The sequence below is a fragment of the Mycolicibacterium setense genome (assembly GCF_000805385.1).
Classification (GTDB): Bacteria; Actinomycetota; Actinomycetes; order Mycobacteriales; family Mycobacteriaceae; genus Mycobacterium; species Mycobacterium setense.
Genome location: NZ_JTJW01000006.1, coordinates 1,245,392 through 1,271,615 on the forward strand (window position 1 = coordinate 1,245,392; position 26,224 = coordinate 1,271,615).

The 26,224-nt window shown below is 63.1% G+C and carries 23 protein-coding genes and 1 pseudogene; 14 read left to right on the forward strand and 10 right to left on the reverse strand.

The window, feature by feature from the left end:
• Window positions 1-320 precede the first annotated feature (320 nt).
• Window positions 321-1,292, reverse strand: a complete 972-nt coding sequence (locus QQ25_RS16625; RefSeq protein WP_052235850.1) for a LysR family transcriptional regulator — start codon at window positions 1,290-1,292, stop codon at window positions 321-323.
• Between the two features lie 221 nt (window positions 1,293-1,513).
• Here QQ25_RS16625 and QQ25_RS16630 point away from each other — a divergent pair, with 221 nt between their 5' ends.
• Complete coding sequence (locus tag QQ25_RS16630; RefSeq protein WP_039379631.1) at window positions 1,514-2,269, forward strand: SDR family oxidoreductase; 756 nt, start codon at window positions 1,514-1,516, stop codon at window positions 2,267-2,269.
• A 198-nt stretch (window positions 2,270-2,467) separates the two neighbouring features.
• Here QQ25_RS16630 and bioB read toward each other — a convergent pair whose 3' ends face one another.
• Window positions 2,468-3,532 carry a biotin synthase BioB gene (gene bioB, locus QQ25_RS16635; RefSeq protein WP_039379632.1) on the reverse strand — a complete coding sequence of 355 codons (1,065 nt, stop codon included), beginning with the start codon at window positions 3,530-3,532 and terminating at the stop codon, window positions 2,468-2,470.
• Between the two features lie 196 nt (window positions 3,533-3,728).
• Window positions 3,729-5,177 (reverse strand): FAD-dependent monooxygenase, encoded by a 1,449-nt coding sequence (locus QQ25_RS16640; RefSeq protein WP_039379634.1) that lies wholly within the window; start codon window positions 5,175-5,177, stop codon window positions 3,729-3,731.
• A 92-nt stretch (window positions 5,178-5,269) separates the two neighbouring features.
• Here QQ25_RS16640 and QQ25_RS29760 point away from each other — a divergent pair, with 92 nt between their 5' ends.
• From QQ25_RS29760 to QQ25_RS16665, 6 genes and pseudogenes are all read left to right on the forward strand, one after another.
• Window positions 5,270-5,911 (forward strand): TetR/AcrR family transcriptional regulator, encoded by a 642-nt coding sequence (locus tag QQ25_RS29760; RefSeq protein WP_052235851.1) that lies wholly within the window; start codon window positions 5,270-5,272, stop codon window positions 5,909-5,911.
• Window positions 5,912-6,001: 90 nt separating this feature from the next.
• Window positions 6,002-7,168, forward strand: a complete 1,167-nt coding sequence (locus QQ25_RS16650; RefSeq protein ID WP_039379635.1) for an 8-amino-7-oxononanoate synthase — start codon at window positions 6,002-6,004, stop codon at window positions 7,166-7,168.
• A gap of 148 nt (window positions 7,169-7,316) precedes the next feature.
• Window positions 7,317-7,937, forward strand: coding sequence for a hypothetical protein (locus tag QQ25_RS16655; protein ID WP_201774234.1), 621 nt, complete (start codon window positions 7,317-7,319; stop codon window positions 7,935-7,937).
• A 330-nt stretch (window positions 7,938-8,267) separates the two neighbouring features.
• A complete protein-coding gene (locus tag QQ25_RS16660; RefSeq protein ID WP_052235852.1) occupies window positions 8,268-8,927 on the forward strand; it encodes a PAS and ANTAR domain-containing protein in 660 nt (219 codons plus the stop codon).
• Between the two features lie 113 nt (window positions 8,928-9,040).
• A pseudogene (locus QQ25_RS31370) lies at window positions 9,041-9,181 on the forward strand (phosphoenolpyruvate carboxylase); the annotation flags it as partial.
• A 58-nt stretch (window positions 9,182-9,239) separates the two neighbouring features.
• On the forward strand, window positions 9,240-9,842 hold the full coding sequence (locus QQ25_RS16665; protein ID WP_039379639.1) for a TetR/AcrR family transcriptional regulator: 603 nt from the start codon (window positions 9,240-9,242) through the stop codon (window positions 9,840-9,842).
• Here QQ25_RS16665 and QQ25_RS16670 read toward each other — a convergent pair.
• Complete coding sequence (locus tag QQ25_RS16670) at window positions 9,835-10,983, reverse strand: DUF1214 domain-containing protein (protein WP_039379641.1); 1,149 nt, start codon at window positions 10,981-10,983, stop codon at window positions 9,835-9,837. The genes QQ25_RS16665 and QQ25_RS16670 overlap by 8 nt on opposite strands.
• A 79-nt stretch (window positions 10,984-11,062) precedes the next feature.
• Here QQ25_RS16670 and QQ25_RS16675 point away from each other — a divergent pair, with 79 nt between their 5' ends.
• Window positions 11,063-12,298 carry a sulfotransferase family protein gene (locus QQ25_RS16675; RefSeq protein WP_039379642.1) on the forward strand — a complete coding sequence of 412 codons (1,236 nt, stop codon included), beginning with the start codon at window positions 11,063-11,065 and terminating at the stop codon, window positions 12,296-12,298.
• 65 nt (window positions 12,299-12,363) lie between these two features.
• The gene (locus QQ25_RS31635; protein ID WP_082017543.1) at window positions 12,364-12,609 is read left to right on the forward strand and encodes a cyclic nucleotide-binding domain-containing protein; all 246 of its coding nucleotides are present in this window, start codon (window positions 12,364-12,366) and stop codon (window positions 12,607-12,609) included.
• Between the two features lie 173 nt (window positions 12,610-12,782).
• Here the strand turns inward: QQ25_RS31635 and QQ25_RS16680 are convergent, their stop codons facing one another.
• Together QQ25_RS16680 and QQ25_RS16685 are read right to left on the reverse strand one after the other, a co-directional pair.
• Window positions 12,783-13,739 (reverse strand): alcohol dehydrogenase catalytic domain-containing protein, encoded by a 957-nt coding sequence (locus tag QQ25_RS16680; RefSeq protein WP_039379644.1) that lies wholly within the window; start codon window positions 13,737-13,739, stop codon window positions 12,783-12,785.
• A 143-nt stretch (window positions 13,740-13,882) separates the two neighbouring features.
• On the reverse strand, window positions 13,883-14,854 hold the full coding sequence (locus tag QQ25_RS16685; RefSeq protein WP_039379646.1) for a GlxA family transcriptional regulator: 972 nt from the start codon (window positions 14,852-14,854) through the stop codon (window positions 13,883-13,885).
• Between the two features lie 165 nt (window positions 14,855-15,019).
• Here QQ25_RS16685 and QQ25_RS16690 point away from each other — a divergent pair, with 165 nt between their 5' ends.
• Window positions 15,020-15,688, forward strand: a complete 669-nt coding sequence (locus QQ25_RS16690; protein ID WP_276015326.1) for a DJ-1/PfpI family protein — start codon at window positions 15,020-15,022, stop codon at window positions 15,686-15,688.
• 77 nt (window positions 15,689-15,765) lie between these two features.
• Window positions 15,766-16,203 carry a hypothetical protein gene (locus QQ25_RS30605; RefSeq protein ID WP_101906149.1) on the forward strand — a complete coding sequence of 146 codons (438 nt, stop codon included), beginning with the start codon at window positions 15,766-15,768 and terminating at the stop codon, window positions 16,201-16,203.
• A 298-nt stretch (window positions 16,204-16,501) separates the two neighbouring features.
• On the opposite strand, the gene QQ25_RS16700 is transcribed toward QQ25_RS30605, so the two are convergent.
• From QQ25_RS16700 to QQ25_RS16715, 4 genes are all read right to left on the reverse strand, one after another.
• Window positions 16,502-18,160 carry an acyl-CoA synthetase gene (locus QQ25_RS16700; RefSeq protein WP_039379647.1) on the reverse strand — a complete coding sequence of 553 codons (1,659 nt, stop codon included), beginning with the start codon at window positions 18,158-18,160 and terminating at the stop codon, window positions 16,502-16,504.
• The gene (locus QQ25_RS16705) at window positions 18,157-19,887 is read right to left on the reverse strand and encodes a DUF3556 domain-containing protein (RefSeq protein ID WP_039379649.1); all 1,731 of its coding nucleotides are present in this window, start codon (window positions 19,885-19,887) and stop codon (window positions 18,157-18,159) included. The genes QQ25_RS16700 and QQ25_RS16705 overlap by 4 nt, the downstream gene beginning before the upstream one ends.
• Before the next feature lie 120 nt (window positions 19,888-20,007).
• Entirely contained in the window at window positions 20,008-20,676 is a 669-nt protein-coding gene (locus tag QQ25_RS16710) for a TetR/AcrR family transcriptional regulator (RefSeq protein WP_039380068.1), read from the reverse strand.
• 56 nt (window positions 20,677-20,732) lie between these two features.
• Window positions 20,733-21,656 (reverse strand): metal-dependent hydrolase, encoded by a 924-nt coding sequence (locus tag QQ25_RS16715; RefSeq protein WP_039380069.1) that lies wholly within the window; start codon window positions 21,654-21,656, stop codon window positions 20,733-20,735.
• 130 nt (window positions 21,657-21,786) lie between these two features.
• On the opposite strand from QQ25_RS16715, the gene QQ25_RS16720 reads away from it, so the two are divergent.
• The 3 genes from QQ25_RS16720 to QQ25_RS16730 are packed head-to-tail and all read left to right on the forward strand — an operon-like array spanning window position 21,787 to window position 26,224.
• Window positions 21,787-23,760, forward strand: a complete 1,974-nt coding sequence (locus tag QQ25_RS16720; RefSeq protein WP_039379651.1) for a flavin-containing monooxygenase — start codon at window positions 21,787-21,789, stop codon at window positions 23,758-23,760.
• Window positions 23,760-25,202, forward strand: a complete 1,443-nt coding sequence (locus QQ25_RS16725) for a phytoene desaturase family protein (protein WP_039379653.1) — start codon at window positions 23,760-23,762, stop codon at window positions 25,200-25,202. Before QQ25_RS16720 ends, QQ25_RS16725 begins: the two co-directional genes overlap by 1 nt.
• Complete coding sequence (locus QQ25_RS16730; protein ID WP_039379654.1) at window positions 25,199-26,224, forward strand: zinc-binding dehydrogenase; 1,026 nt, start codon at window positions 25,199-25,201, stop codon at window positions 26,222-26,224. The genes QQ25_RS16725 and QQ25_RS16730 overlap by 4 nt, the downstream gene beginning before the upstream one ends.

Genomic DNA, 26,224 nt, shown 5'->3' on the forward strand with positions numbered 1-26,224 from the left:
GCCGGAATTGGCGCCCGCGGAATCTCGTTCGGCAGCTGCACGATGGGGACGGAGCTCGGCAATGGCACCGGCGGAATTTCGCTGGGCAACGGGAACGGTGGTACATGGACCGGCGCCGGAAGCGTCGTCACCGGATCATCCGAAGCAGTTGCCCGCGACGAGTCGGCGCCACAGCCGACAGTCAATACCACAGTAGACACCAGAGACAAGAGCAGCGCAGCTCGTCGCGTCCCAATCAACATCTGGCCCGGCTGCCGGGGTCGCGGGTGCCTCCGCTAAACGAACGGTTAAACCAGCAACATGTATGACGTGTACGCATCTCACCCTTGTGGAGACTGGCGATCGACAGGTGTCCTGACGAGGGTACTTCGCGCGGACTTTACGAAGACCTCAACGAGGGGGTTGTGATCATCTGCCCGGGTAAAGACGGCGACCTGGCACGGTTCGATGCCGTCGACGGGCATAGTGACGAGGTCGTCACGCAATGTGCTGCGACGGTCGTCGGCTGGAACCAGGGCGACGGCCCGTCCGTCGGCGACAACCTCGAGCTTGTCCTCGAATGTGTCCACCAGTATTGGACCCGGCTCCGGGCCACCGTCTGGCCGAGGATGTAGGCGCCAGAATCCGGTCCAGGCTGCGGCCATGCCGGCAGTAGCGACGAGGGGTTCGTCAGCGAAGTCGCCGGCGCGGACCGATTCCTTTCCGGCAAGACGATGGGTTGTGGGAACGAGGAGCGCCCGAGGCTCGTCGTAAAGGACCGTCACCCGCAGATCGTCGGGAGGAACCGGAAGCGGGGTGCGGGCCACCAAGACGTCGACTCGTCCGTCGGTCAGGGCCTTCGCCTCATCCCAGTCGAGGTGTTGCGTTCTGACGTGCAGATCGGGATGGTTTCGCCGCAGATCACGCACTGCGGCAGTGATCATGAGGTCCTCGAGGTAGCCGACTGTGAGGGTCCGCGATGGCGCGGCGGCCCTGGCGGCCAACGCCGCCTGAGTAGCCATGTCCAGAAGGCCTTGCGCCCGTGGAAGAAATGCCGCGCCGGCAGCGCTGAGGACGCTGCCGTGCGGGGTGCGCTCCAGCAGGCGGACTCCCAGTGCGGCTTCGAGTCGTTTGATTTGACGGCTCAACGACGGCTGGGCAACGTGCAGAGCTTCTGCCGCCCGACCGAAGTTCAGGTGCTCAGCGACGACGGTGAAGTACCGGACCAACCGTAGGTCAAGATCGAGGACCGGATCGGGGATTGACGGCTGATCGTCGTAATCCTCACGCCCTTCGTCTGCACTGTCCGCCATACGCTCACGGTACTGGGGGTCGCCTCTCGGTGGCGGGTCGAGCAGCTGATGCGCTGACGCCTCAGGTCCCTCGTGTGATGCATCTGCTGCATGGCCGGTTGCCGAACAGGTCTTGGACGCCAATTGGCGCCGCGAGGTCCACTGACAGTGCGCCCCCGACAAGAACACGAGTATTCAAATGGGCGCGAAGACAGAACGTAAACAACAACATCGGAGAAATAGTGACTGACACCTCGCAGCCGTACAGGGACAGGAACATCGTCATCACCGGAGGTAGCACCGGGTTCGGTCTGGCGACGGCCCGCCTCCTGACCGACGGTGGAGCCCGGGTGATGATCACCGGCCGGAACCAGGAGGCACTTGCCGCCGCGCAAGCAAGTCTTGGCGACGCGGCCATCGCCGTAGGCAGCGACGCCGCGTCGTTACCGGACATCGAGGCACTTGCCACGCGAGTCAAAGGTGAATTTGGCACGCTCGACGGCTTATTCGCCAATGCCGGCATCAGCGGCTTCGCACCGTTCCTCGAGACCAGCAAGCACATGTTCGAGCAGCTGCTGAGTATCAACACACTAGGTCCGTACTTCACGGTTCAGAAACTCGCACCCCACCTCGCACCAGGCAGCGGAGTCGTCCTCACCACCTCTGTAGCAAACACACTGGGACTGCCGATGCTGAGCGCATACTCGGCCGGCAAGGCTGCCGTGCGCGCGATGGCACGCGGACTCGGACGTGAGCTGCTGCCGCAAGGAATTCGGGTGAATGCCATCAGTCCCGGGCCCATCGATTCCGGTGTCCTCGCTAAGTCGATGCCACCCGAGGTAGCCGCACAGACCGAGTCACAGATGGCGGCCGACAACCCGATGCAGCGCATGGGATCGGTCGACGAGATTGCGAAGGCTGTGGTGTTTCTGCTGTTTGACGCCACCTACACAACCGGCGCTGAGTTGGTTGTCGACGGCGGCGGTTCACAGCTCTGAATCACGTGCACCGCGTATGTCCGGTGTAACTCCCTGGCGGGGACGCTGGCGTTTGACGCAATCGGAATTCGTATCGCCCTACGTGACCCCGAACCGCGTGATCGGGCCGCAGTCGCGGATGAACCGAGGCCGTTTGAATTCGCCCGATTACACACATCATCACGGCGAGATTCCCGTTCGTCGCAACGTTCAAGGCCGTCAGGTATTGGAGGGCAGGGCTGTTCCGGCTCCGCGGCGTCGAAGGGCGACCAGATCGTGGCGGGCGCGAGGCAACGTCGGCTCATCGACTCCTTCAATGGTGAAGCCAGCGTCAATGATCATCTGACGGTCGTCATTGCCTGGTTGGCCCTCGCTGGTGAGGTAGTCGCCCAGGAAGATCGAGTTGGCCAAATGCAGTGCCAAAGGCTGCAGAGTGCGCAGGTGGATTTCGCGGCCGCCTGCGAGCCTGACCTCGACGTCAGGGAAGAAGAAGCGGAATAGGGCCAAGATGCGAAGACAGCGATCCGGGGTGAGATCCCAGTGATCGCCCAGCGGGGTGCCGTCAAACGGAATGAGGAAATTCACCGGTACCGAATCGGGGTCCAGTTTGCGCAGTGCTACGGCGACATCGACGACATCCGTATCAGATTCTCCCATTCCGAAAATGGCGCCGGAGCACGGCGACAGTCCGGCGGCCGCGGCGCGGCGCACCGTGTCTACCCGGTCGGTGAATGCGTGAGTGGTGCATATCTCGGCGTAGCGGTCCTCGGCGGTGTTGAGGTTGTGACTGTAGGCGTGTGCGCCCGCTGCCGCGAGACGTTCGGCCTGGCCGTCGCTGAGCAGCCCGAGGCACACGCAGACTTCGACCTGTGGATGATCGAGTTTGATTGCGGCGATGGTGTTTTCGATGCGAGTGAGGTCGCGATCACCGGGGCCGCGACCACTGGCGACCAGGCACACACGTTTTGCGCCGGCTTCGACGGCGCCGCCGGCGATCTGAGCTGCTTTCTCCGGAGCGATCCATGAGTATTTGAGTACCTCGGCCTGCGAGCCGAGACGTTGCGAGCAATAGCCACAGTCTTCCGGGCATAGGCCGCTCTTCATGTTCACGATCGTGTTGAGTTTGACGCGCTTGCCGAAGAACTCCCGGCGGACTCGAGACCCCGCGGCCACCACATCGATGAGCTCATCCGAGCCCCTGAGTAACGCTAGGGATTCGTCGCGGGTGGGCGTCTCCTTTCGAAATGCCTTCTCCGTCAACGTAGATAACAGATCTCTCGTCATGAGAGCCAACCTAACTCACGATTGAACACTGTTCAAGTTACTGGTTGACGTGCTATTTCATTAGTTGTGCCATCGGCCTACGCCGCTGCACCCTCCAGTTTTGGTACCCACCACATCGGTGTTCGCAGGGGCACCTCGGTTCAGCTGTTGCGGCGGGACTGGTTGCGAGATTGCGCCAGCCCGGTGATGGATCTAGTTAGGCGAACCACGTGTTGAGCGCTTCTGCCAGTCCGATCCCGCGGTGATCGCCTGTCCACGCAACATGGCCGTCAGGGCGCACCAACACAGCTGCCGGGGCGGCTATTTCGCCTAGAACCGGGATTGCCCAGGTGTCAGCGGCGCGGGCGTCGACGACCGAGACCCGCGCCGCCCACCGCGTCATATCGAGGCCGATTCGCTGGTCGAGCGACAAGAGTATCCCCCGGACATCGTGCAGTAGGCCGAAGAGTCGGCTTGGGCCTTCGGGAGTTTGGAGGTCGAGGTCGGGCATGCGACGGCCGAGTAGTGGGTGTGCGCCGCCAAAGTCGTAACCAATGTCCAGCCCGCACATCATCGCCGCGATTTGGGCGCGGGGCTCGGCCAGGGTGAGCAGCTCTGTCATGGTGTCCCGTAGCGCCTCGACACGGGGACCTGGTCCGTTGAGGGCACTTTGGGCCATGGTGTTGCGCAGTACGCGCTCGGCCACTGGATGGCGCTCGGTTTGATAGGAGTCCAGCAGACTCTGGTCGGAGGTCTCGTTGATGACCTGACCCAGTTTCCAGCCCAGGTTCACGGCGTCCTGCATCCCGGTGTTGAGACCTTGGCCACCGATCGGAAAGTGAACATGGGCAGCGTCACCGGCTAGAAGCACGCGTCGTTGACGATAGGTGGTGGCTTGGCGGGTGGTGTCGGTGAATCGGGAAACCCAGGCGGCACTGCGTAACCCGTAGTCGGTTCCGCGCGCCGCGATCAATGCGGCGCTGACATCCCGCAGAGTGGGTTCGTCGGTGTTGGTGATCGTGGGTTCCGTCACCATGATTCGAACGGTGTCTTCGCCGTCGAACACAAAGAATGAGTGAAACGTAGGGTCCCGGTGTAGTCCCCAAGGTGGGGTGTCGGTGAGTTCGACGTCGGCGACCAGACAGCTCGTCGATGCCCCCCATCCCTGGAAGGCGATGCCGGTCGCTTTGCGGATGCGGCTGCGTCCCCCGTCGCAGCCCACCAGGTATGCAGCGTGGAATTTCGCGCCGCTGGCCACGGTGACATCAACACCTGCGAGGTCTTGGGTGAAGCCAGACACGTCGCATCCGTAGTGGATCGTGACTCCGAGTTCGGATACCCAGTCGGCAAGGATGTTCTCGACACGGTATTGCAGCAGCGCCAGTCCATAATTGTGCCGCGTCGGCAGATCTGACACATCGAAGAAGATCCCGGAGTAGTGGCCATTTTGGCCAATCATCCCTTCTTCTAAGAACCGATCGACGATCCCGCGCTGGTCAAGGACTTCCAGCGTGCGCGGCGTCATCCCGCCGGCCCGAGAGCCCTCCAGGTTGCGGTCGGTGCGGCGTTCGAGCACCGCGACATCGACTCCGGCCAGCGCCAGCTCACCGGCCAGCATCAGCCCGGTCGGCCCGGCGCCGGAGATGAGCACGTCGTGTTCGATCATGTAAACCTCCCGCCTCCGGTGAACATTGTTCACCTGAAACGGTAAGTGGACTTGAGATCATCGTCAACACCGGCGATCTAGGCTGGGTGGCGATGGTGAAACGGGGTTGGACGCGCGAGACGCTGGTGGCGCTCGCGCATCAGTACGTGAGTGACCACGGAATCGACGCGTTGACCATGCGCCGGTTGGCCACCGCAGCAGACGTCAGCCCGAGCGCCCTTTACAAGCATTTTCGTGATCGAAAAGACCTCCAGCGAGCGATGGCCGACGCGGTCTACGCGACGATCGACCTATCCGACATCGATACCGCCGATTCGTCAGTGCAGCAGGTAAAAACCTGCTGCCGACGCATGCGCGCCGCCATGTTGGCGTTCCGTGACGGCGGACGCATCATTGCTGGCTCCTACGCGCCCTTGGAGGCGACGCTCGCGCTGTCGGCGACACTGAGGACACTGCTGGAGTCTGTCGCTTTGCCCCATTACAGTTCAGGGCACGTCGCGGCGTTGTTGCGTTCGTATACAATCGGATTCGTCATCGACGAACAGTCGTTTCTCGAACTCGAAGCCAGTGGTGAATGGGTCGATTTGGTCGGACAGATCACCGAACGCGGCTATCATCGGCGCGCCGACGCCGATGATCTCATCGCCATCGTGACTGGCGACCGCGACCAACGGTTCGATACCGGCCTGGACATGATCCTCACGGGACTCGTTCGCGACAGCGCTAGTCGCTAGCACCGTGCGCGGTGGCCCTAAATGCTTCCAAGCCACAGGGACAGCCTGCTATTTGACCGACTTGAACACTGTTCAAGTAGAGTCCGCGGAATGAGCATCGAGGACCCGCTCGCGTGGTTAGAGGCCGTCGCCCACCACCGGTTGCAGAACGGATTGCATCGGCAGTTGCGCCCACGGGTTCCTCACAGCGGGCTGATCGACCTGGCGTCCAACGACTACTTAGGGCTCACACAACACCCCGACGTGATCGCGGCAGCCGTGGATGCGGTGCACAAGTGGGGCACCGGATCGACTGGTTCTCGGCTGGTGACCGGCAGCACCACCGATCATGAACAGCTTGAAGGCGAGTTGGCCGAGTTCGTCGGCGCGCAAGCAGGATTGGTGTTCGCGACCGGATATGCTGCCAATCTGGCCGCAGTCACCGCCCTCGCCGACGCGGACACTCTCGTGATCTCCGATGCGCACAACCACGCATCGATCATCGACGGCTGCCGTCTGTCGCGGGCACGGCTACAGGTCGTGGCGCACAACGACACCGCTGCGGTCGCGCGTTTCCTCGCGAGCCGCACTGAAGCCAAAGCCCTCGTGGTGACCGAGTCGGTGTTTAGTACCGATGGCGACCTTGCCCCACTGAATGACCTGCACAGCAACGCACGCCGCTACGGCGCGGTGCTCGTTGTCGACGAGGCCCATGCGATCGGTGTACGTGGGCATGGGGGTAGAGGCCTGGTCCACGAAGTGGGCCTGGCTGGCACACCGGACGTGGTGATTACTGCAACGCTATCGAAATCGCTAGCGGCACAGGGCGGTGCTGTACTGGGAAGCGAAAAGGTGCGTTCACACCTGATCAACGCCGCACGCACCTTCATCTTCGATACCGGATTGGCACCGGCCGCAGTCGGTGCGGCGCTGGCGGCGCTGCGCGTGTTGCGTAGGCACCCCGAGATGGCTTCGCAGGTGCTTGCCAACGCCGCGACCATCGCCCGGATAGCACACGTCGACGCGCCTCCATCGGCGGTGGTTCCGGTCGTGCTTGGTGAGCCGGACGTCGCCTACGCCGCGGCGCAAGCCTGTTGGAGGCGAGGGCTGAATGTCGGCTGCTTCCGACCGCCGTCGGTTCCGGCGGGCACCTCGCGACTGCGGATCACCGCGCGTGCGGATCTGTCCGAGAACGAGATGGCAGTCGTTGAGACGGTGCTGGGTGAGGTGTTCGCAAACGCCGACGTCATCCGCCCAAGGCAGCCGCAGCGAGAATAGCGTGCCCAACCGAACGATCCGGCAGTGACCGCCGACGCTACCCCCGGCGCTGCTGACCTTGGGCGCGAGCCATGGTCGCAGTGAACGCTGATCACCGCGTCCAGATTAAGCTCGATCGGTGCGAATGCAATTGATCCCTGGCAGGCTGGTGGAAGTCCCCACCCCGGATGCGTCTGGTATCGACCGCCGATCATTCGGTGAATTCATTGGCGCCCAAGGCGAACTCGCCTCGTATGCGTTGGGTTGGACGACGGGTGCTGATCCACACGCAGCACGTATCAGTGTGGGAATCGGTGCTGGTAACCCCGGCGGCGGAACCTTCCATGCCGTCGTTTTCGTCAACGACGGCTCACCCGCGTACTCTCTGGTTGACGCGCCTTTTGAGCAGGTCCCACAGGGTGGGCCGGATCTGACAGCCGACCAAGCCCGCGCCCATCAAGACCTGCCGTTCATATGGTGGCTCGTTGATTTCATCGCCGAACAGGACGGTCGGGCCTGGTGGATGCGGCACTGGCTGATGCAGACGCCCTCCTTTCAGACCCCAGGCGTCTTCGGCAAACATGAGCCCATTCTGCGAGTTTGCCACCACGCCAACGGGACATGGCACCTTGCTGGCTCGGCCCATTCCGATGACGGGCGATTCGGGCATCTACACCATGCCATCGACGAGGATCCCACCTTGATCGAAATACTGAACCTGGAACCGGGTCAGCAGGCCACCCGCGGCGCCCGCGGCCAGGCTTGGCGACGCGTCGATCTCAGCCACTGAACCGGGACCGCCATCCGCTCGATCGAGCCCCGGCCTATGCGCCTTCGGGTTTCGTGAGAAGGCTGGCTTGGCATTGTATTTGTGGACAGCCCAAATGTGGTTGATTAAGATAGAAACACAATCTATTCAGTTACGAACCGGCAATTCGTGGGCCTGCCTTGGATATCGGCCGATCGCGAAGTATGTCAGGTGATGCGCGGTAGTGGGGACGTTGCTTCGGCTCGTTGCACGATGCCCCGATGTCGGAGGCACCCATGGCGGGTTCGGCCGCCGGTTTGCGGTTGCGCCGGGCGGCTGCATGCAACTCGGCGGGACGGGAGCCTGGATCGCATGGGGTGGTTCTCTTTCTATTTCGATGATCAGCGGTGGGAATGGTCGCCGGAAGTGCAGGAGTTGCACGGCTATACCCCGGGCACCGTGACACCCACGACCGACCTCGTCCTGCGGCACAAGCATCCGGAAGATCGCGACTATGTCGCCGCGACCATCGACGCCATCGTTAGCAACCGTGGCGCACTGAGTAGTCGTCACCGCATCATCGACACCGCCGGCGGCGTGCATTGGGTGCTGATCATCGGCGATCGGTTGACCGACGGGAACGGCAAGGTCATCGGCACATCCGGGTTGTACCTCGACGTGACGCCGGTTGAGTTGGCCCGCGAGGCGGAAGCCCGGCGGCGGGAGTCGCTCGTCAGCGCGCGGGTCGCTGAGATCACAGCGAACCGGGCGCGGATCGAGCAGGTGAAGGGAATGATGATGCTCATCTACGACATCAACGAGGAAGTCGCGTTCGGAGTCCTTCGGTGGCTGTCGCAGACGCATAACGTGAAACTTCGTCAACTGGCCGAGCAGCTTCTCGTCGATCTGCAGGCCACGGTTAATCAGACGCTGGACCAATCTCGCTTCGATCGCGTGCTCCTCACCGCGCACGAGCGCCTCGCCGTAGGCGACCACGCCGGAGACGGGACGCACTCGCACGAACCGATGTAGCCTCTCACGCAGGAGTCGCGCAAGCGTTCGTCACACGCGCTGATGCACGGCGTAGCCGTGCGCCTGTACTCGACGCGGCGCGACGCACATTCGCCGATGAAGGGGTGGATGCCTTCCCCTACCTGGAGACGCTCAACCATCTTCAGGTCGAGCTGCTGCGCCGGTACCGGGCGGGGGACACCGACGAACTGGTGCAGCGCGGCACCCTGCTCACGATGAGCGGCCTAGCCACCGCGCTGCGAAACAGCGGCTGACAGACACCATTACACTCCGGTGTATTGATCATCATGCATCAGACAGGTCGAGTCAGGTATGGGACGCAGAGGATGGCGCGGTGCACCGCCGGCAGATGACGCCGAGGCCCGCAAGCGCATCGTCGACTCCGCACTGCGGATGATCGAGCGGCACGGACCGCAGCGCACCACGTTGTCGATCATCGCCGACGACCTCGGCGTCACCCGACCGACGATCTATCGGCACTTCGCCACCACCGAGGAGATGCTGGCCGCGGCCGCCGATGTGGCGCTGGCAGGTTGGACCGCGCGTATCGGCGAGTTGACGGTGGGGCTCGACGATCCGGCGGAGCTTCTGGTGCAGGCTGTGGCCTACCTGATCGAGCGGTTGCCGGAGGAGCCGTTGCTCGCACTGCTGCTCGACACCGACCGTGCTCGAATGGTCAGTCAGCGCATGGTGTTATCGGAGGCGGTCGCACGATCGCGAATCATGTTGGAGCACACGCCAATTGACTGGGCGTCGCTGGGGTTCGCCGGCCCCGCGATGGACGACCTGGTGGAATACGTGTTGCGGATGATTCAGTCGATGGTAATCGCACCGTCGGACCCGCCACGGTCTCCGGCGGTATTGCGGGCATATCTGCGCCGGTGGATCGCACCGGTGCTCGTCCCCGTCAGCTGAGCGCAGTCGGTGCCTCGGCGACCGGGACGACTGCGGTGTGCGGGTGTTCGGGAAGTTCGTCCGCGTGGAACCAACGGAACGACATCAGTCCTTCGGGATGGTCCTTGGTCGAGATGGCATTGGGATGATCGAGCAGCTCGCGGCTGATCACAATGGTGACCGAGCCGTCGCTGTTGGGTACCGCGGTCCCGGAATTGATTCCGGCCCGGCCGTATTCGACGTCCAGGGCCGCCATGTACTGGTTCCACAGTGTCAAGTTCCAGAATCGGCAGGCCGGATGGCTCGACGTGATCACCAATGCCTCTCCCGGTTCCAGCGAGAATCCGCCGAGGCAGTAGCAGGCATCCTGCATCGAGTAGCCGAAGGTGGCATCGCCGGCCCGATACGGCGGCGCCAGGGTATTCGAGGTCAGCGCTTGGCCGTCGGCCAGTTCGACGGGCTGGCGTTCCATCAGGATCAGCGGGATCAGGGCGTACATGTCCTTGGCGAACCGCAGCGCGGCGCGCAGCCCGCGGGCCACGTCGGCATCGGACTTCGGCGGCGCGACCTCGAGCCCGGCATGATCGATCACCTCGATCTCCCAATCGACGCGGCGGCCGGTGTCCGGATGCTCGTGATAGTCGCGGGTGAGAATGCCGCGGGCATCGGGGGACAGTTCGATGAACGGCCCGTCGTAGCCCTGCGGGCGGCGGGGTCCGAGCACGGCCGCGAAGCGCCCGCTCTCGTCCACCCCGATATCGGTGTCGTAGAGCAGTCCGACGGTGCGGTTCGGCCAGGCGCCCGGTTCCGGTTCGTTGTAGACCGTGACCGAGTACATCGCGCTGTCGTTCGCCGCACCGCTGACCCGGTAGGTACGGCGCGGATCCACCACCGCATACCCGTAGTAGCAGTCGGTGTTGTCACCGCCCCAGCGCCGGTCGGGCCGGAACGGCGTCAGCGTGTCGATGAACCTGGGTGCCACCGGGTCGGCGAAGAAGTTCATGTCCAGCGACAGCGCCAGCATGGTCGCCAGGTTCTGATAGCCCTCGGCCACCGCGAGCTGACCACGCACGGCCTTGGGGCCATCCAGGAAATTGGTGTCGAATTCCGCGAAGGCAGAAAGCAATTCGCGCCACGCCGCCGCGCTCTCGGGGGTAGACATAGGGCAGATCATAAGCGCAGGTGAACTTACAGCACAACACTTCTTGTAAAAACTGTAACGCGCCGCTACAGTCCCGATCATGACCGATGCGATTCGCCTCACCGATCTGGCCCGCCCGACATTCTCGCCGGAGGCCCAACAGGTCATCGACGGCATGGCCGCGATGGCCGATTATTGTCCGCTGACCGCCGACGGGCTCCACCAGCAGGCCAGCGCACAGACGGGCCTGAGCGACTTCGGTGATCAGGGCTACCGCGACCGAATGGACGTGCTGCTGCAGGCGTTTGGTGAGCTGCCGAATTTCACCGCGTTCGGCCGCACCTACGCTTTTTCGTTGATGCTGACCTTCCTGAAAGGCCGGCTGCGGGTGATCGACCATCTGAAGCGGCACCCGGAAATCTTCGACGTCGAGGTGAAGGCTCCGCTGATCATCGCCGGCCTGCCCCGCACCGGCACCACACATCTGCACAGCATGCTCGCCGCCGATCCGGCACTGCGTTCGCTGCCGTACTGGGAGGCCCAAGAACCGCTGCCGGCTCCGGGGGAGGAAGGCACCGTCGAACCTCGGCGGCAGCGCACCGGCGACGCGCTGAACATCTCCAACACCTTGATGCCGTACTTCCAGTTGATGCACGAGATGACCATCGACCACATCCATGAGGACATCGGCCTGATGGTGCAGGATTTCGCCAGCGGGTTCTTCACCACGCTGACCCACCTGCCGCGTTGGTCGGATTACCTGGCCACCCACGATCAGACCTCGGGCTATCAGTTCCTGCGGCTGATGCTGCAGGTGCTGACCCACCAGGACGGTCGCGACCGGCGTTGGGTTCTCAAGAGCCCGCAGCACCTCGAGCAGTTCGTGCCGCTGCTCAAGGTCTTTCCCGACGCGACATTCATTGTCACGCACCGTGATCCGGTCGAAGTGGCAGTGTCGATGGCCACCATGATGACCTACACCATGCGGATGAGCGTGGACAAGGTCGACGTACCGACCGTCGCCAACTACTGGATCACCCGCATCGAGGAAATGCTGAACGCCTGCATGCGCGATCGCGATCTGCTGCCCGCCGACCGCTCGATCGACGTTCGGTTCGACGAGTTCATGGCCGATGATCTGGCGATGGTGCGACGGGTCTGGGACGTCGCGGAATACGCGCCGAGTGAGGCATCGCAGCGCGCCGTCGCGGATTACCTGGCCGGCCACACCCGTGGCAGGCTCGGCCGAATTGACTACCGCACCGAGGATCTCGGCCTGGACCGCGAACAGCTCGAAGCACGCTTCGCGCCCTACGTGGCCCGGTTCGTCCGGTAATGCGGTTACAACCCGGCCCGGTTGCGGACCGCGTTGATCGCGCCGCGGCGGCGCTTGTTGGCTAACTGAACCAGGTCAGTTTCCCAGCTGGCTACACGATCTTCACCGAAGGCGACCCTGGTGAAGAGCTCTACCTCATCGAATCAGGCAACGTGAAGATCGGCCGAACAGGCACTCGTCGACTTCGCTCAACGCGGGTGGATAACCACCGAATCCAAAACCGTCAAAATCCTCGCTCCCGACCGTCTCGCGCGCCGCGCGAGATGAAGTGTCCACGAAAAGCTGAAGACGCGATGGTGTGGGATACGTAGTACCTGGCGGACCGATCTGCACTGGACTGTATTTGTGGGCGCTCATCGCTCCTGCCCGAAGACAGGTCACAACGACCTAACCCTGACCACTCACCTGGATCAATTCGTCTCTGGACTGCACATCGAACGCAATTCCTCCGGTCCTATTGTCAAGGGCACGCGCGTTCCAGAGATCATCCCGGCATCAAGACGACCTTTCCGAACTTGCCTGGTGCGGCGAGCCGGCCGTAGGCGTCGGAGTATTTGTCAAGTCGATATTCCGTCTCGATCGGCACCTGGATGCGGTTGTCGGTGAGTAGTGGCACAACCTTCATCCGGATGTTTTGGGACAGCGCTGCCTTTTCCGCGTGGCTGCGACCCCGGATCGTCGTACCGATCAATTGGGCGCGTGCCAGCATCAACTCGAACAATGGCAATGACGCCGCGGCTCCAGCTTGCACACCGACAACGAGTAGGCGCCCGCCGGTGCTTAGTCGGGAAACCCGTTGCAAGCAATCGGCCCCGCCCACGAGCTCAACGATCACATCGAACGCGTCCGCGTCGGCTTCCTCGTCTGGGGTCACCACGATCAAGTGTTTCTGATCGGGGACAAGATTTCTCACCTTGCCGTGCAGTTCGCGACGACGCACACTGGCGACCACATCGGCACCTGTTGCCGACGCGATTTGCAGCATGGCGGTACCCACGCCTCCGGCGGCACCGGTGATCAACACGCGATCGCCGACTCCGACCTGCGCCTGCGTCACCAAAGCGTCCCAGGCAGTGCTGAATATTTCGGAAAACGCACCGGCCTGCGCCCACAGCACCTCAGCGGGCACCGGGATCAGCAGATCGGCCGCGACAACCACACGTTCGGCGTGACCACCGCCGCCAAGCAGTGCCATCACCCGATCCCCGGGCAAAAAGCCCGTCACGGACGCGCCCACCGCGAGGATCTCTCCGGCGACCTCCAGACCAGGGATATCCGGTGGCCATCCTGGCGGGGCTGGATAGTCGCCACGCGCCTGCTGCAGATCCGCAGCGTTAAGTCCTGCTGCCCGAACACTGATCAACACTTCTCCGGGTCCGGGAACCGGCTCATCGCGCTGTCGCAGCTCGAACTGTCCGTTTCTGATTACGATCGCACGCACCTCTCAACCCTATGGTGGTTAGCCTCGTGCATTCACTCATTCATGCGGCGAGCGTTGCGCCGGAGGGCGCTGGCGAAGTGTATGTGTCTGCTCCACAGGTATGTTGATCGTGTACTTCGCTGGGACTTGAGTGTTCGTGCCGTTCAATTTTGCGAGTCGCTGCGGGCGAGGTCGCGGCTCTGGAAAGCCGCGCGGTACGCGGTCGGACTCGTGCCGACGATGCGTTTGAAGCGGTCGCGAAACGCGGTGGGGGAGCCGAAGCCAACCTGATTTGCGATCCGGTCGACGGGTCGGTCGGTGGTTTCAAGCAGGTACTGTGCCTTCCGGATTCGGGTGCGGTGTAGCCACTGCAATGGTGTCGTGCCGGTCTGTTCGCGAAAACGACGGTTGAGGGTTCGCGGACTCATTCCCGCATACGACGCAATTTCGGCGAGCGTCAAATCGCTGTGCGCCTGGGCATCCATCCACTGCAGTACGGGCTCCAGGGCTGAGCCCTGGGGAGTGGGTGGCAGGTCGCGGACGATGAACTGGGACTGTCCGCCTTCGCGTTCCAGTGGCATGACCGACAGCCTGGCGGCGTCGGCGGCCACCGCCGAGCCGTGATCTCGACGGATGAGGTGCAGGCACAGATCCAACCCGGCCGCAGCGCCGGCGGAAGTTAGGAACTGGCCGTTATCTACGTACAGCACACCAGGATCCACCTCGATCTGGGGATATAGAACGGCGAGCTCTGTGCCTTTGAGCCAATGTGTGGTCGCCCGCAGTCCGTCAAGCAGACCGGTCGCGGCAAGGATGAACGCTCCGGTGCAGATCGAAGCTATCCTCGTGCCGTTGGCCGCCGCTCGACGCAGCGCATCGACGACATCGGTGGGGACTGCGACGGTGGGGTGGGTGCACCCCGGCAAGATGATCGTGTCTGCATCGTTGAGCGCTTCAAGTCCCCATCGCGTTTGGAGGGTGAGCATCTCGGTGTCCACCGCGCGACCGGGAGCGCAGACCTGGACGCGATAGGCGGGCCGACCGCCGGGCAGTGGGGTGCGGGTGAACACCTCTATCGGGGTCGCCAGGTCGAAAGGAACAACGTCGTCCAGGGCCAGTACAGCGACAGTGTGCATGGCAATACGCTAAGACCTCAGCTCATACCCGCCAACGACATCGGATAGGCCTATCCCACAAAGGCGCCGGACAGAGGTGGCGAGAATCCGTTGATATTGGGCAATCCAGCCGGTTCTGTCCGCGCTGAGCGGTGATTAGCGTCCGTAGCAGCGACCGAAAGGAAGATGATCGAAGTGTTAGCGCAGATCGTGTTGTTCGACGGGTTCGCCCCGCTCGATGTCATCGCACCGTTCGACGTGTTGGCTGCGGGGCGGATTTTCACCGGCGGTGCCGTCGAGGTCGAGCTTGTCTCGGCCCAGGGGCCGCGGCAGGTGCCCAGCGGCATCAGTCCGCTGTCACTGGAAGCGACGGCCCGGTTGGATCCACGACGAGCGGACGTGATCGTTGTGCCGGGTGCGGCCGGAAAGTTCAGTGGAGCAGACGAACTCGATGACGACAACATCGCCGTGATCCAGGCCCGCACGCTATCGACCGAGCTGCCGGGCCTACTCAAGGAGGCAATGGAGCGTCCCGAACTGACGATGGCTACGGTGTGCGGTGGTTCGATGGTGCTTGCGGCGGCCGGCCTCATCGATGGTCGGTCGGCGACGACGCATCACCTCGGGATGGATGCGCTGGCCGGCATGGGTGTAATAGCGATCGATGCCCGCGTGGTCGACGACGGTGATTTGGTCACGGCCGCCGGGGTCACCTCCGGGCTGGACTTGGGAATCTATCTGCTGGAGCGGGAACTGGGGCCGCGTATCGCCCACGCGGTGGAGGCACTGTTCGACTACGAACGGCGTGGCATCGTCTGGCGAAACACCGGGCCGGAGCCGCTGATTGCGGTCTGAGGAGACTCATCCTGAAGTCAGGCCCTTGCGGGAAGCATTGATCCACTATCGAATATCGTTGGCTAGCTGGAGGTTCCATGACAGCGACATCCGTTCGGCCCCAAGCCTTTCTACGCTTCGCAGCGTGGGCGTTCCTGATTGGTTGGGGCTTGCACGTTCTCGATCATTTGCGTCGGGGAATGTCGGCGTCGCCGGCATTCGTGATGGCCGGCGGTGCGGTGCAGGGCTTGGCGGTGATCGTTGCGATCGCGATGGCGCTGAGGGGTCATCGCCGGGCGCCCGAGGTAGCGATCTTCACCGGGGTCGGCAGCGCACTGGTCTTCACATACGCGCACCTTCTGCCAGATTTCTGGCCTCGCTTTCAAGACAGCTTCCTGAGCGGTCCGCGCATCAATGTCACCTGGTTTTCCTGGGTGACGGCACTGTCTGAGATTGGCACCGGACTTCTGTTTGCCTGGGCCGGATACCGCGCGAAAGCCAATACCCGCGAAGTTGCCGAGCAGGATCGCGGGTAATCCGCCTGACTGTCACGTAGGTCGGGTGACGACCCAGATTCCGATGACTCGCGCATGGCGCACACTCATTTCTGGCCGCGGTTTTGGGATGGTGGCGGCTTCGCGTCTGCGTTGCTGTTATCGGGCGGAGAGGGCGATAGTTGAGCGTCTAATCTGTCGAAGTAGCCTTCGTATGCGCCGACGATATCGACCTCGACTGGATCTAGGTGCCACTGGATACCGATACCTTCCATAAAGGCCAGGGGCCCTTGACCATCCGACGAAACACCCCGCCTGGTGGTGGTGGCGTGTGGTGTCGTTAGCTCGAGTCGGTGGCGATTGTTTTCGCCCATCGATAATCGGCCTTGCCTGCCGGTGATCGCATGACTTTGTCGACGCGGATGAAGGCCTTGGGGATCTTGTAACGTGCGATCTTCAGTGCGCAGGTGTCCGCGAGGTCGTCATCGGTTGCGGATTGGTTGTCGGCCATCTGGACGACGGCGACGACTTCGCTGCCCCAGCGCTCGGACGGGCGGCCGACAACGACGACGTCGTAGACGGCGGGATGGGAGGCTATTGCTCGCTCCACCTCCTCAACGAAGATCTTCTCGCCGCCGGAGTTGATGGTGACCGAGTCCCGTCCGAGCAATTCGATGCGGCCGTCGTCGAGGATGCGGGCGCGGTCCCCGGGCACTGACCAGCGAGTGCCGTCGATCGTCGGGTAGGTGCGGGCCGTCTTGGCTTCGTCCTTCAGGTAGCCCAGGGGGATGAGATCCCTTCGTGCCAGCCATCCTTCGCCCTCACCAGGATTCAGAACCCGGCTGAAGTCATCATTGACGACGGCGGTGTCGAACTGTGGATTGAACGTCGCGGTCTGCGGTGCCATTTGTGCGGCCGACGCTGCGCTCATCATCTGGATGCCGGTCTCCGACGAACCGACACCGTCGGATAGCACGACGTGTGGCAGAGCCGTGAGAATCCGGTCGCGCACCGTGGGGGTGAGCGGCGCGGCGGCGTTGGCGATGCTCACCAGGTCGGGGAGGTCGTAGTCGCCGGATTCGAGTTCCTCGACCAAGGGTCGTCCGATGGCGTCGCCGACGATCGGGATGGTGAAGATCCTCTCGCGGTGCGCCAGGCGCAGCACGGCCGCCGGACGGAACCCGTCGACATCGTCGGGAATCACCAGGAGACCGCCTCTGGTCATCGTGAAGAAAGTTGCCCACTGGGCGGCGGCGTGCATGAAGGGCGGAATGACGAGCAGCGAGAATCCCGTGCTGGCACAGGCCTGCTCGGCCAGTTCTTGATACGAGCCCAGCGGATGGTTGCGGCCCATGGGCCGTCCTCCCATGGATGACAGGAAGATGTCGTGTTGGCGCCACAGCACGGCCTTGGGCATCCCGGTGGTACCGCCGGTGTACAGGACGTACAGATCGTCTCCGGTAGGTGTAGGCATCCCACTGTCGGGAACCGGTGTGGTGATGATCGATTCGTAGTCGACGGCGCCGGGCAGTAGGTCGTTGCCCGAGTCATCGGCAACTTGGATAAGCACTTTCAGGTGGGGGAGGCGGCCTCGAATGGCCGCGACACGTGGCGCGAATTCTGCGTGGTACACCAGTGCGGCAGCGCTGGCGTCGTGGAGCAGATAGATCAGTTCCTCCTCGACGTAGCGGTAACTCACGTTGAATGGCGCGACGCGGGCGCGGTAGGCGCCGATCATCGATTCGAGGTACTCGTTGCCGTTGCGTAGATAGATCCCGAGATGGTCCTGACCGGACTCATGGCCGCGCAGGTCACTGCGCTCGGTGTGGCAGCCCAGACCGATAGCGCTCAGGTGGTGTGCGACACCGTCGATGCGCGCGTTCATGTCGGCGTAGGTCAAGCGGAGATCGCGCCAGACGAGCACCTCCCGGTCGGGGACGGCTGCGGCCAGTGTGTTGAATACCGTGGACAGGTTGAACTGCGCTTCAAGGGCGTTCACAGATTTCCTTCGCGGATTTGGAGTGGGACGTCGTTCTGCCAGGGCTGTCTCGATACGCAGTCGGCGACTTTGAATGTGCCGCTTTCGAATTCGCCGGTTGCCGCGTCGACCAGACGGTATTCCTGGCGTTGGCGATGCATGGGTTGTCCGTCGAGCATGACGATCCGCACTTCACCGGGTTCGAATTTGCACCGCGAATGCAGCGCGGCGGCGAGTTGTTCGTGATGGAGGTGGCCGTCGCCGAACGCCCAGCCAAGGGCGTACGCGGCGACCGTTTCGCCCTCGACGGCGGTGTAGTCGAGCTCCCGGCCGGCGGGGACGGCACGATCCAGCAACGTCATGACGGCACGGCCGTGGGCGAACATGGACCGGAATGCGTAGCCCATGTGCAACGGCAGTTCGGCCTTCTCCTTGCTGCCGAAGAGTTTCTCGAAGTACTTGTGCTGTAACAGACCCAAGCCGACTCGCTGGTCGGCGATCTTCTGGCTGGCGGATTCGGTGAAGAGCCAGACCGACGTGTCCCAGTTGCCGGCGTAGTAGCGCATTCCCGGCAGGAAAGACACTTTCCGTGGCCATACGTGTCCGATTGCCACAGTCGTCACTAGCACCACGACGAAAGCTGCGATGAACCAAGGTTGTGTGACATCCCCGAGCCCGGCGTCGCTATGTGCCAGAAAGATCGCGCCAATCCCGTAGATCATGAACACGTTCCACTCCAGAGGTACCCCGAGTGGAACGGAGGTAAGGATGATCAGATGCAGCGCGACCAGTAGTAGTGCCGCAATCTGCGTGATGATTCCACCGCCGGAGAAGAACAGCACCAATGGCACGCAGAGTTCGATCACCGTCCCGACGTGGGCTAGGAGCGCCGCGATCCAGCTCGGTCGCAGATCGTCGGGGTAGTCACGGAATAGTTTGCGTTTCAGCCACTTCGACCGTATCAACGGATTGTTCGCCATCATGGTCGAGATGACGAACGGAAAGTGTCGATTGAGCTTGGACGTCGCCGCACCCATCCAGATGGCCACCATCACCACCTTTGCTGCGACGATCATGTCCAGGCCCGGCAGAAGGAACGCGACGGTGAGAGTGCCGTAGACCTCCCCTCGCGCGGCCAAAAAGACCACTTTGTCCCGCAGTCCCATCGCCGCGAGTACACCCACGACGATGGCGATCTTCCACGTCGGTATCAGGCCGACGGATGTCGCAGGGGCAGAAAGTGGGCCAGTGCCGTCCGACAGGAGTGCGACGACCGTCGCTACAAGCAGTGCCGCGTAGAGTGCCACGTCCACCGGGCTCCGACGATCACCGGCTGTGGACGGGATCCTCATTGGCCATGGCGGCAGGCGAACTGTACCGGTCCGCAGCCAATATAGGGGTGATCCCATCGGGGGCGCGACCCTGCCGGCGAGTGGCCCGAATCCGCAACCCAGGCCTAGCACCTCGAACAGCAGAGTCCACAGCACGACCTTCTGGAACACGATCGGCTCGCTCCACCACGTTGCGACATCGGTCCAGCCGTCGATGCCCTCGGTCGCGAGCGCGAACCCCATGCCGATGAGTATGTAGAGCACGATCTTGATGGCGTAGACGACGTAGAGCACGTCGGGATTCCCGGTGCCGCGCTCGGCGATATGACGCGCCATCAGCCTCAGACGGTCGCTGCGTGCGGTGGCCCGCCACGCGTCCATGTCCACGACCGGTAGGTCCGAACTGAAAAACCCCACGCTTGTACCCCGCTCTGACGACGTTGGCTAGACGCAATCTAAACTATGTCTAGCCAATGTGCCAGGGGCAGGAGTCAGCCGGTACGACGATCTGTCGCCGAGACGTTAGTAGGTCGATGCTTAAGAGGCCGGCCGTCGATGCTTGCGTTGCGGTGCAGACACTTTCGTCAGTGACTCCATCGCCGTGGCGAAGCGCGGATAGATGACCGCCGGCCCTACCCAGCGCGCCAGAAACACCCTCAGTTCGTCCTGGCCGCGGGGCGCCCGGCCGTTGTCGACCAGGAACGAGTAGAGCAATCGGAGCAGGAACTCGGCGAGTTCGCCCAGGGCGTCTTCGTCGAAGCCGTGCTTCTCCCAGTCGACTTCGTACCTATGCAGCATGGCGCGGCTGAAAGTCAGGGCGGTGTCGGAGGTGAGCGACGCACTGACGTCGCCCTGCGACCGCCTGTTGAGGATGAAGCCGATCCGCTCATCGCCGGCGAGATTCTCGATTGCATAGGCGAGGCCTTCGACCACCGCGGTGACCGGGTCCGTCTCTCCCTGCACGTGTTTGGCGAGCTGCTCGAGGAACCCACTCCCGGACCGCATGGCGGTGGCCAGCCGCAGCGCTTCGGTGCCCGGAAAGTAGCGGTATACGGTCTGCCGCGTGACGCCGAGATCCCGCGCTACGTCAGCGATGCGCATCGCCGATCCGCGCTCGGCGATGATCTCGTCGGCCGCGTCGAGAATCCGGGTGATGGCTTCCTCGTCTGAAGCGGGGGAATTACCGCCCCAGCCGTGACTGCGCACCACTAGCCGAGCATCCGTGTCACAAGCATGCGGCAATCATATCGGCGATGCTCATGCTATCCGCCGGTCACGCCGACCGAATACCAGCGTCCAGCACTCTTGGGTTCTTCGTTGTAGCGGCGAAACCACCGCGCGGCGAAGTGCGGCAGTCGCTCAAAGGTGGGGTCGTGACTTGGGCCCTGCGACCGCACCAAACCGATCGCCATCTCGGCGAGCTCGCGCTTCGGCACGCCGCTGTAGGTGGCTTGCCTGGGTGTGCTGAATTGGCGGGCTGCGCGTTGCGAAGACCGCATCGCACGCAACGACAGGCCCGCGGGCAGCATCGCTGCGTATGCCCCGCCGTCCGCTTCGGGGACGTGCTTGCGGAAGCCGGTGGAGATGATCTTCAGCAGCTCGTCGATGTGCCGGATGACTCCCGCGATGGTTTTGAGCCGATACAGGTAGCTGTCGTGAACGGCGTCATACACCATCAGCGCGGAACTGCGATGTTCGATTTCCTCGACGAAGTGCCAGAGGAACAGTGAAGCGACGCGCTCGTCACCGGGTTCGAAAAGCTTGTCCTCGTGGTCCAGGAACACTCTGAAGTATGGAGTGAACGTCGCCTCGATCACAGCGGTGTAGCCGAGCCGCCAGGCCAGTGTCTTGGTGGCGGTGAGGTGATCAAACGAAGCGTGCACCTCGTCCATGGTGTCCCGTAACCCAGGCCAGCGCCGAGTGAGTGCCCGAAAATGACTCAGGTGCGCAGCCGAATGCTGAGCTTCCTGGCGCAAGTAGAGATCAGCTTCCTCTGCCTTCTGGGGATCGCGGATGAGTGGGATGGCCTCGCGGGTGGCCTCGACGATGAACTTCTCGAAAGCCGGCGCGAAGAAGGTGATCAGGTTGCATTGCATGGCGAATGCCGGCCGTTGCGGGTTCCAGTTGAACGGCACATCCTCTCCCGCGAAGTCGAACCGAACCCGCCGTACCTGTAAGTCTGCCATGTCGCGTCCCATCCTTCGGTGTGGCACCTGACCGGCACCGGCTCGATCCTGGCTCGTTGAGAATGCAGAAAAGTCAAAACGTATGGCCTCCCCTTGACCATACGATAACTCAACTATGTATGGTGAGTCTATGACTCGCTCCACGGTGGACGTCGGCAGTGACGCACCCTCGCCTGATCTGGCCCGATTGATCGGAATACCGTTCGACGACACCGATGACGTCATCAGGGCGGCCGTCGAGCAGGCGAGTGTGCCTGCTCTCCTGATGTCGATAGTGCACATGACCGGCGATATGAGCCTGCTACAGGAATTGCCGAAGCCATTCATGCTCCTCGCGATGGACTTGCAGGGGGCGATGAGTGAGCTGGACAAGGAAACGGTGCGCCGGCGTGCCTTTGAGGTGATCTGCGATTACCGCGACCGGGGCTGCCCACCGCCGTTTGTTCCGGATCCCGAACAAATGCGCACGATGCTCGACGTGATTTCTGCGGGCACGGTGACCGAGGAGTTCGTCGAATACATAGCAGCCGACCTTCGCTTCAGCGATGCCGACCAGAGTGGACCGGTGTTGGCGTCGACACCCGAACAGCGCAACGACTTTCCGGTCCTGGTCATCGGATGCGGCGAGGCGGGTCTGCTGGCCGGAATCAAACTGAAGGCTGCTGGGGTGCCGTTCACGATTGTGGAGAAGCAGTCGCGGGTGGGTGGCACCTGGCTGGCAAACCGCTACCCCGGTTGTCGCGTCGACATCGCCAACCAGTACTACGCGTACTCGTTCGAGCCGACCGATCACTGGACCCATTATTACTCCGAGCAGCCAGAGATCCTCCGCTACCTTGACAACGTCGCGGACAGACACGACATCGGCCCGTTTATCCGGTTCAACACCGAAGTCACTGGCGCGCACTGGGACGAAGACACCGCAACCTGGTCTGTGCGTATCCACGCAGCAGACGGCACCGAGGAGGTGGTGACCGCACGCGCATTGATCTGTGCTGTGGGGCAATTCAGCAATGCGGTGATCCCGGATATCAAGGGCGCCGACGATTTCGAAGGGCTCTCTTTTCACACAGCGGATTGGCGTGATGGTGTCGATCTGACCGGCAAGCGGGTGGCAGTCATCGGCGCGGGCGCGAGCGGATTCCAGCTGGTGCCTGCGATCGCCGATGTGACGGCGCATATCGACGTCTACCAGAGGACACCGCAGTGGATGGCACCAAACCCTATGTATCACGAGGCCATCCCCGACGGGGCGAGGTGGGCGATCCGGCACCTGCCGTATTACGGGCGCTGGCTACGGTTCGTGTCGTGGTGGCCGATCGCCGATGCGCTCGACGAGCAGGTTCAGATCGATCCCGACTGGGACACCGGCGGACTGTCCTGCAACGAGTCAAACCACGCCATCCGAGAGATGTTTATCGCCTGGATGCGAGCGTTCTGTGATGACGAGGAACTTCTGGAGAAGGTCACGCCGAAATATCCCCCGATGGGAAAGAGGACGCTGCAGGACAACGGAACGTGGCTCAAAACATTGCAGCGTGACGACGTAGAGCTGATCACCGACGCCATCTCTGAGATCACCCCGGACGGTGTCATCACCGTGGATGGGTCACACCGTCGCGCCGACGTGTTGTTGTGGGCCACGGGGTTTGATGTGAACCATCAGTTAGGACCGATCAACGTGCGCGGTCTTGACGACATCACATTGAACGACGCCTGGGGTGACAGCCCATATGCCTATCTCGGTATCACCGTGCCCGGCTTTCCGAACTTCTTCTGCATGTACGGACCTGGCACCAACGGGGTGAACGGCGCCAGCATCATCTACAACTCCGAATGCCAGATGCGCTACATCATGGGCTGTATCGACATGGTCATGGCCGCCGACGGCCGATCTGTGATGCCGAAGCAGGAAGTATGCGATGACTACAACAGCCGCAGCCGGGAGCGGCGCAAGCAAATGGTGTACACCCACCCGGCGGTCGTGAACAGCTACTACAAGAACGCGGACGGCGACGTCCCGACGCTGTACGCGTTTCGAATCTTCGACTACTGGCGATGGACAAACCGACCGGACCCCGACGATTTCGAACTGCGCGAATGATGAGAGGTGAGCAGGCGCTGATTGTCGGAGCCGGTCCCAACGGGCTGGCTGCGGCAGTGACCCTGGCTCGCGCCGGGATGTCGGTCACTGTGCTCGAGGCTGCCCCCGCTATCGGCGGCGGCACCCGCACCGTGGATGCCATCGTGCCGGGCCTGATGCACGATGTCTGCTCGGCGACCCACCCAATGGCCGTCGGCTCACCGTTCCTGCAAAGTTTGGATCTGCAGCGCTACGGCTTGTCATGGCGGTATCCCGAGATCGACTGTGTGCACCCACTCGATGATGGATCAGCCGGGGCGCTGTACCGCTCGGTCGAGCAGACCGCCGCGGGTCTCGGCGCCGACGGAAACCGATGGCGAAACTTGTTCGCGCACAACGCCGAACACTACGACGCCCTCGCCGGCGACATTCTGCGACCATTGCTGCGCGTGCCCAGGCGTCCGCTCGCTCTCGCACGGTTCGGGCTTCCGACGTTGCTGCCCGCCTCAACGCTGGTGAAGTACTTTTCGACCGAACGCGCGAAGGCGCTGTTCGGAGGTGTTGCCGCGCATGCTTTTCAACCATTGAACCGGCCACTGACATCCGCGATCGGGCTGGGCATCCTGACCGCCGGTCACCGAGCCGGCTGGGCGGTTGCCGCGGGCGGGTCTCAGGCGATCACTCAAGCCCTGGCCAGGGTGCTGGTCGAACTGGGCGGGCACATTGTCACCGGCTGCCGGATCGCGTCGGCCTCTCAGCTACCGCCCGCTGACATCACCCTGTTCGATCTCGACCCCGAGTCAGTGGTCAAGATACTCGCCGACCGGCTGCCGCCCCGGATCATGAAGGCATTCGCCAGGTTCCGGCGCGGTCCTGGGGCGTTCAAGGTCGACTTCGCAGTCGAAGGTGGTGTGCCGTGGACGAATTCCGCTGCGCGTCGAGCCGGCACCGTACACGTGGGCGGTGCATTCTCCGAGATCGCCTGCAACGAACGTGCCCTTCACCACGGCCAGATGCCGCAGCGTCCCTTCGTTCTGGTAGGTCAGCAGTACCTCGCTGATCCACAACGATCGGTTGGTGAGGTGCACCCGGTCTGGACATACGCCCACGTGCCCCACGGCTACACCAGTGATGCGACCGAACCCCTCATCGCTCAGATCGAACGGTTCGCCCCGGGATTCCGGGACCGGGTGGTAGGGCAGCAAGTCCGTTCGCCGGCGCAGCTACACCGCTACAACGCCAACTACGCAGGCGGCGACATCAACACCGGAGCCAAAGACGTCCGTCAGCTGGTCTTCGGTCCGCGTACGACATTGTCGCCCTACAGCCTGGGCATACGCGGCATGTACATCTGCTCGGCGGCCACACCGCCGGGACCGGGTGCGCACGGGATGTGTGGTTATCACGCAGCGACGCTGGCATTGCGTCAATGGCAACGACGAGAAAGGACGGTGTCTGCATGAGAGGTGTAGTGATCGATACACCCGGGGAGGTTCGCGTCGAGACGTTGCCTGACCCGCAGCTTCCCGGACCCGACGGGGCGATCGTGCAGGTGCTGTCCGCAGCGATATGTGGATCGGATCTGCATTTCTACGACGGGGATTACCCACTTTTCGCGCCGATACCGCTCGGACATGAGGCTGTCGGCACCGTCGTGGAGACCGGTCCAGGTGTGCGCAGCGTCGCAGTCGGAGACCAGGTGCTGGTGTCGTCGGTAGCCGGTTGCGGTAGGTGTGCCGGCTGCGCGACCCACGACCCTGTGACGTGTATCGACGGGCCGCGAATTTTCGGCGCCGGTGCGCTCGGCGGTGCGCAGTCAGAGCTGCTCGCGGTGCCATCCGCCGATTTCCAATTGCTGCGTGTACCTGAGGGTGTCAGCACTGAAGGGGCTCTGCTGCTCACCGACAATCTCGCGACGGGATGGGCTGCCGCCCGGCGAGCCGATTTTCCGCCCGGAGGCACGGTGGTCGTCATCGGGTTGGGGGCGGTCGGGCTGTGTGCGGTGCGTGCCGCGCTGATCCTCGGTGCGGCAACGGTGTTCGCCGTCGATCCCGTCGAGGGCCGGCGGAGGCGGGCCGTACGGTTAGGGGCCACGCCATTGCAGCCGCCAGCGCTGGACGCTGTGCTGGATGCCACCGGCGGGCGCGGGGCGGTGTCCGTGATCGACGCGGTCGGTAGTGACGCCACGATGAACGACGCGCTGAGTTTGGTGCGGGCCGGCGGCACCGTCTCGGTGGTAGGGGTGCATGACCTCAACCCGTTCCCGTTCCCGGCCACGCTGTGTCTTACCCGCAGCATCACCTTTCGGGGAACGTTGGCACCGGTGCAGAGCACGTGGCCCGAACTCGTGCCCCTGTTGCAGTCGGGGCGCCTGGACGTCGACGGGATCTTCACCGGTAGCATGTCGCTGGCCGACGCTCCCGCTGCCTACGCGGCGGTCGCCGCCAGGACGGCCGATTGCGTGAAGGTGACGCTCACCATGTGA

Bases quoted from the DNA above. Each gene is read 5' to 3' on its own strand.
- QQ25_RS16625 (WP_052235850.1), bottom strand. From the start codon at position 1,292: ATGGCGGACAGTGCAGACGAAGGGCGTGAGGATTACGACGATCAGCCG.
- bioB (WP_039379632.1), bottom strand. From the start codon at position 3,532: ATGACGAGAGATCTGTTATCTACGTTGACGGAGAAGGCATTTCGAAAG.
- QQ25_RS16640 (WP_039379634.1), bottom strand. From the start codon at position 5,177: ATGATCGAACACGACGTGCTCATCTCCGGCGCCGGGCCGACCGGGCTG.
- QQ25_RS29760 (WP_052235851.1), top strand. From the start codon at position 5,270: ATGGTGAAACGGGGTTGGACGCGCGAGACGCTGGTGGCGCTCGCGCAT.
- QQ25_RS16650 (WP_039379635.1), top strand. From the start codon at position 6,002: ATGAGCATCGAGGACCCGCTCGCGTGGTTAGAGGCCGTCGCCCACCAC.
- QQ25_RS16660 (WP_052235852.1), top strand. From the start codon at position 8,268: ATGGGGTGGTTCTCTTTCTATTTCGATGATCAGCGGTGGGAATGGTCG.
- QQ25_RS16665 (WP_039379639.1), top strand. From the start codon at position 9,240: ATGGGACGCAGAGGATGGCGCGGTGCACCGCCGGCAGATGACGCCGAG.
- QQ25_RS16670 (WP_039379641.1), bottom strand. From the start codon at position 10,983: ATGTCTACCCCCGAGAGCGCGGCGGCGTGGCGCGAATTGCTTTCTGCC.
- QQ25_RS16675 (WP_039379642.1), top strand. From the start codon at position 11,063: ATGACCGATGCGATTCGCCTCACCGATCTGGCCCGCCCGACATTCTCG.
- QQ25_RS16685 (WP_039379646.1), bottom strand. From the start codon at position 14,854: ATGCACACTGTCGCTGTACTGGCCCTGGACGACGTTGTTCCTTTCGAC.
- QQ25_RS16690 (WP_276015326.1), top strand. From the start codon at position 15,020: ATGATCGAAGTGTTAGCGCAGATCGTGTTGTTCGACGGGTTCGCCCCG.
- QQ25_RS30605 (WP_101906149.1), top strand. From the start codon at position 15,766: ATGACAGCGACATCCGTTCGGCCCCAAGCCTTTCTACGCTTCGCAGCG.
- QQ25_RS16715 (WP_039380069.1), bottom strand. From the start codon at position 21,656: ATGGCAGACTTACAGGTACGGCGGGTTCGGTTCGACTTCGCGGGAGAG.
- QQ25_RS16720 (WP_039379651.1), top strand. From the start codon at position 21,787: ATGACTCGCTCCACGGTGGACGTCGGCAGTGACGCACCCTCGCCTGAT.
- QQ25_RS16725 (WP_039379653.1), top strand. From the start codon at position 23,760: ATGAGAGGTGAGCAGGCGCTGATTGTCGGAGCCGGTCCCAACGGGCTG.
- QQ25_RS16730 (WP_039379654.1), top strand. From the start codon at position 25,199: ATGAGAGGTGTAGTGATCGATACACCCGGGGAGGTTCGCGTCGAGACG.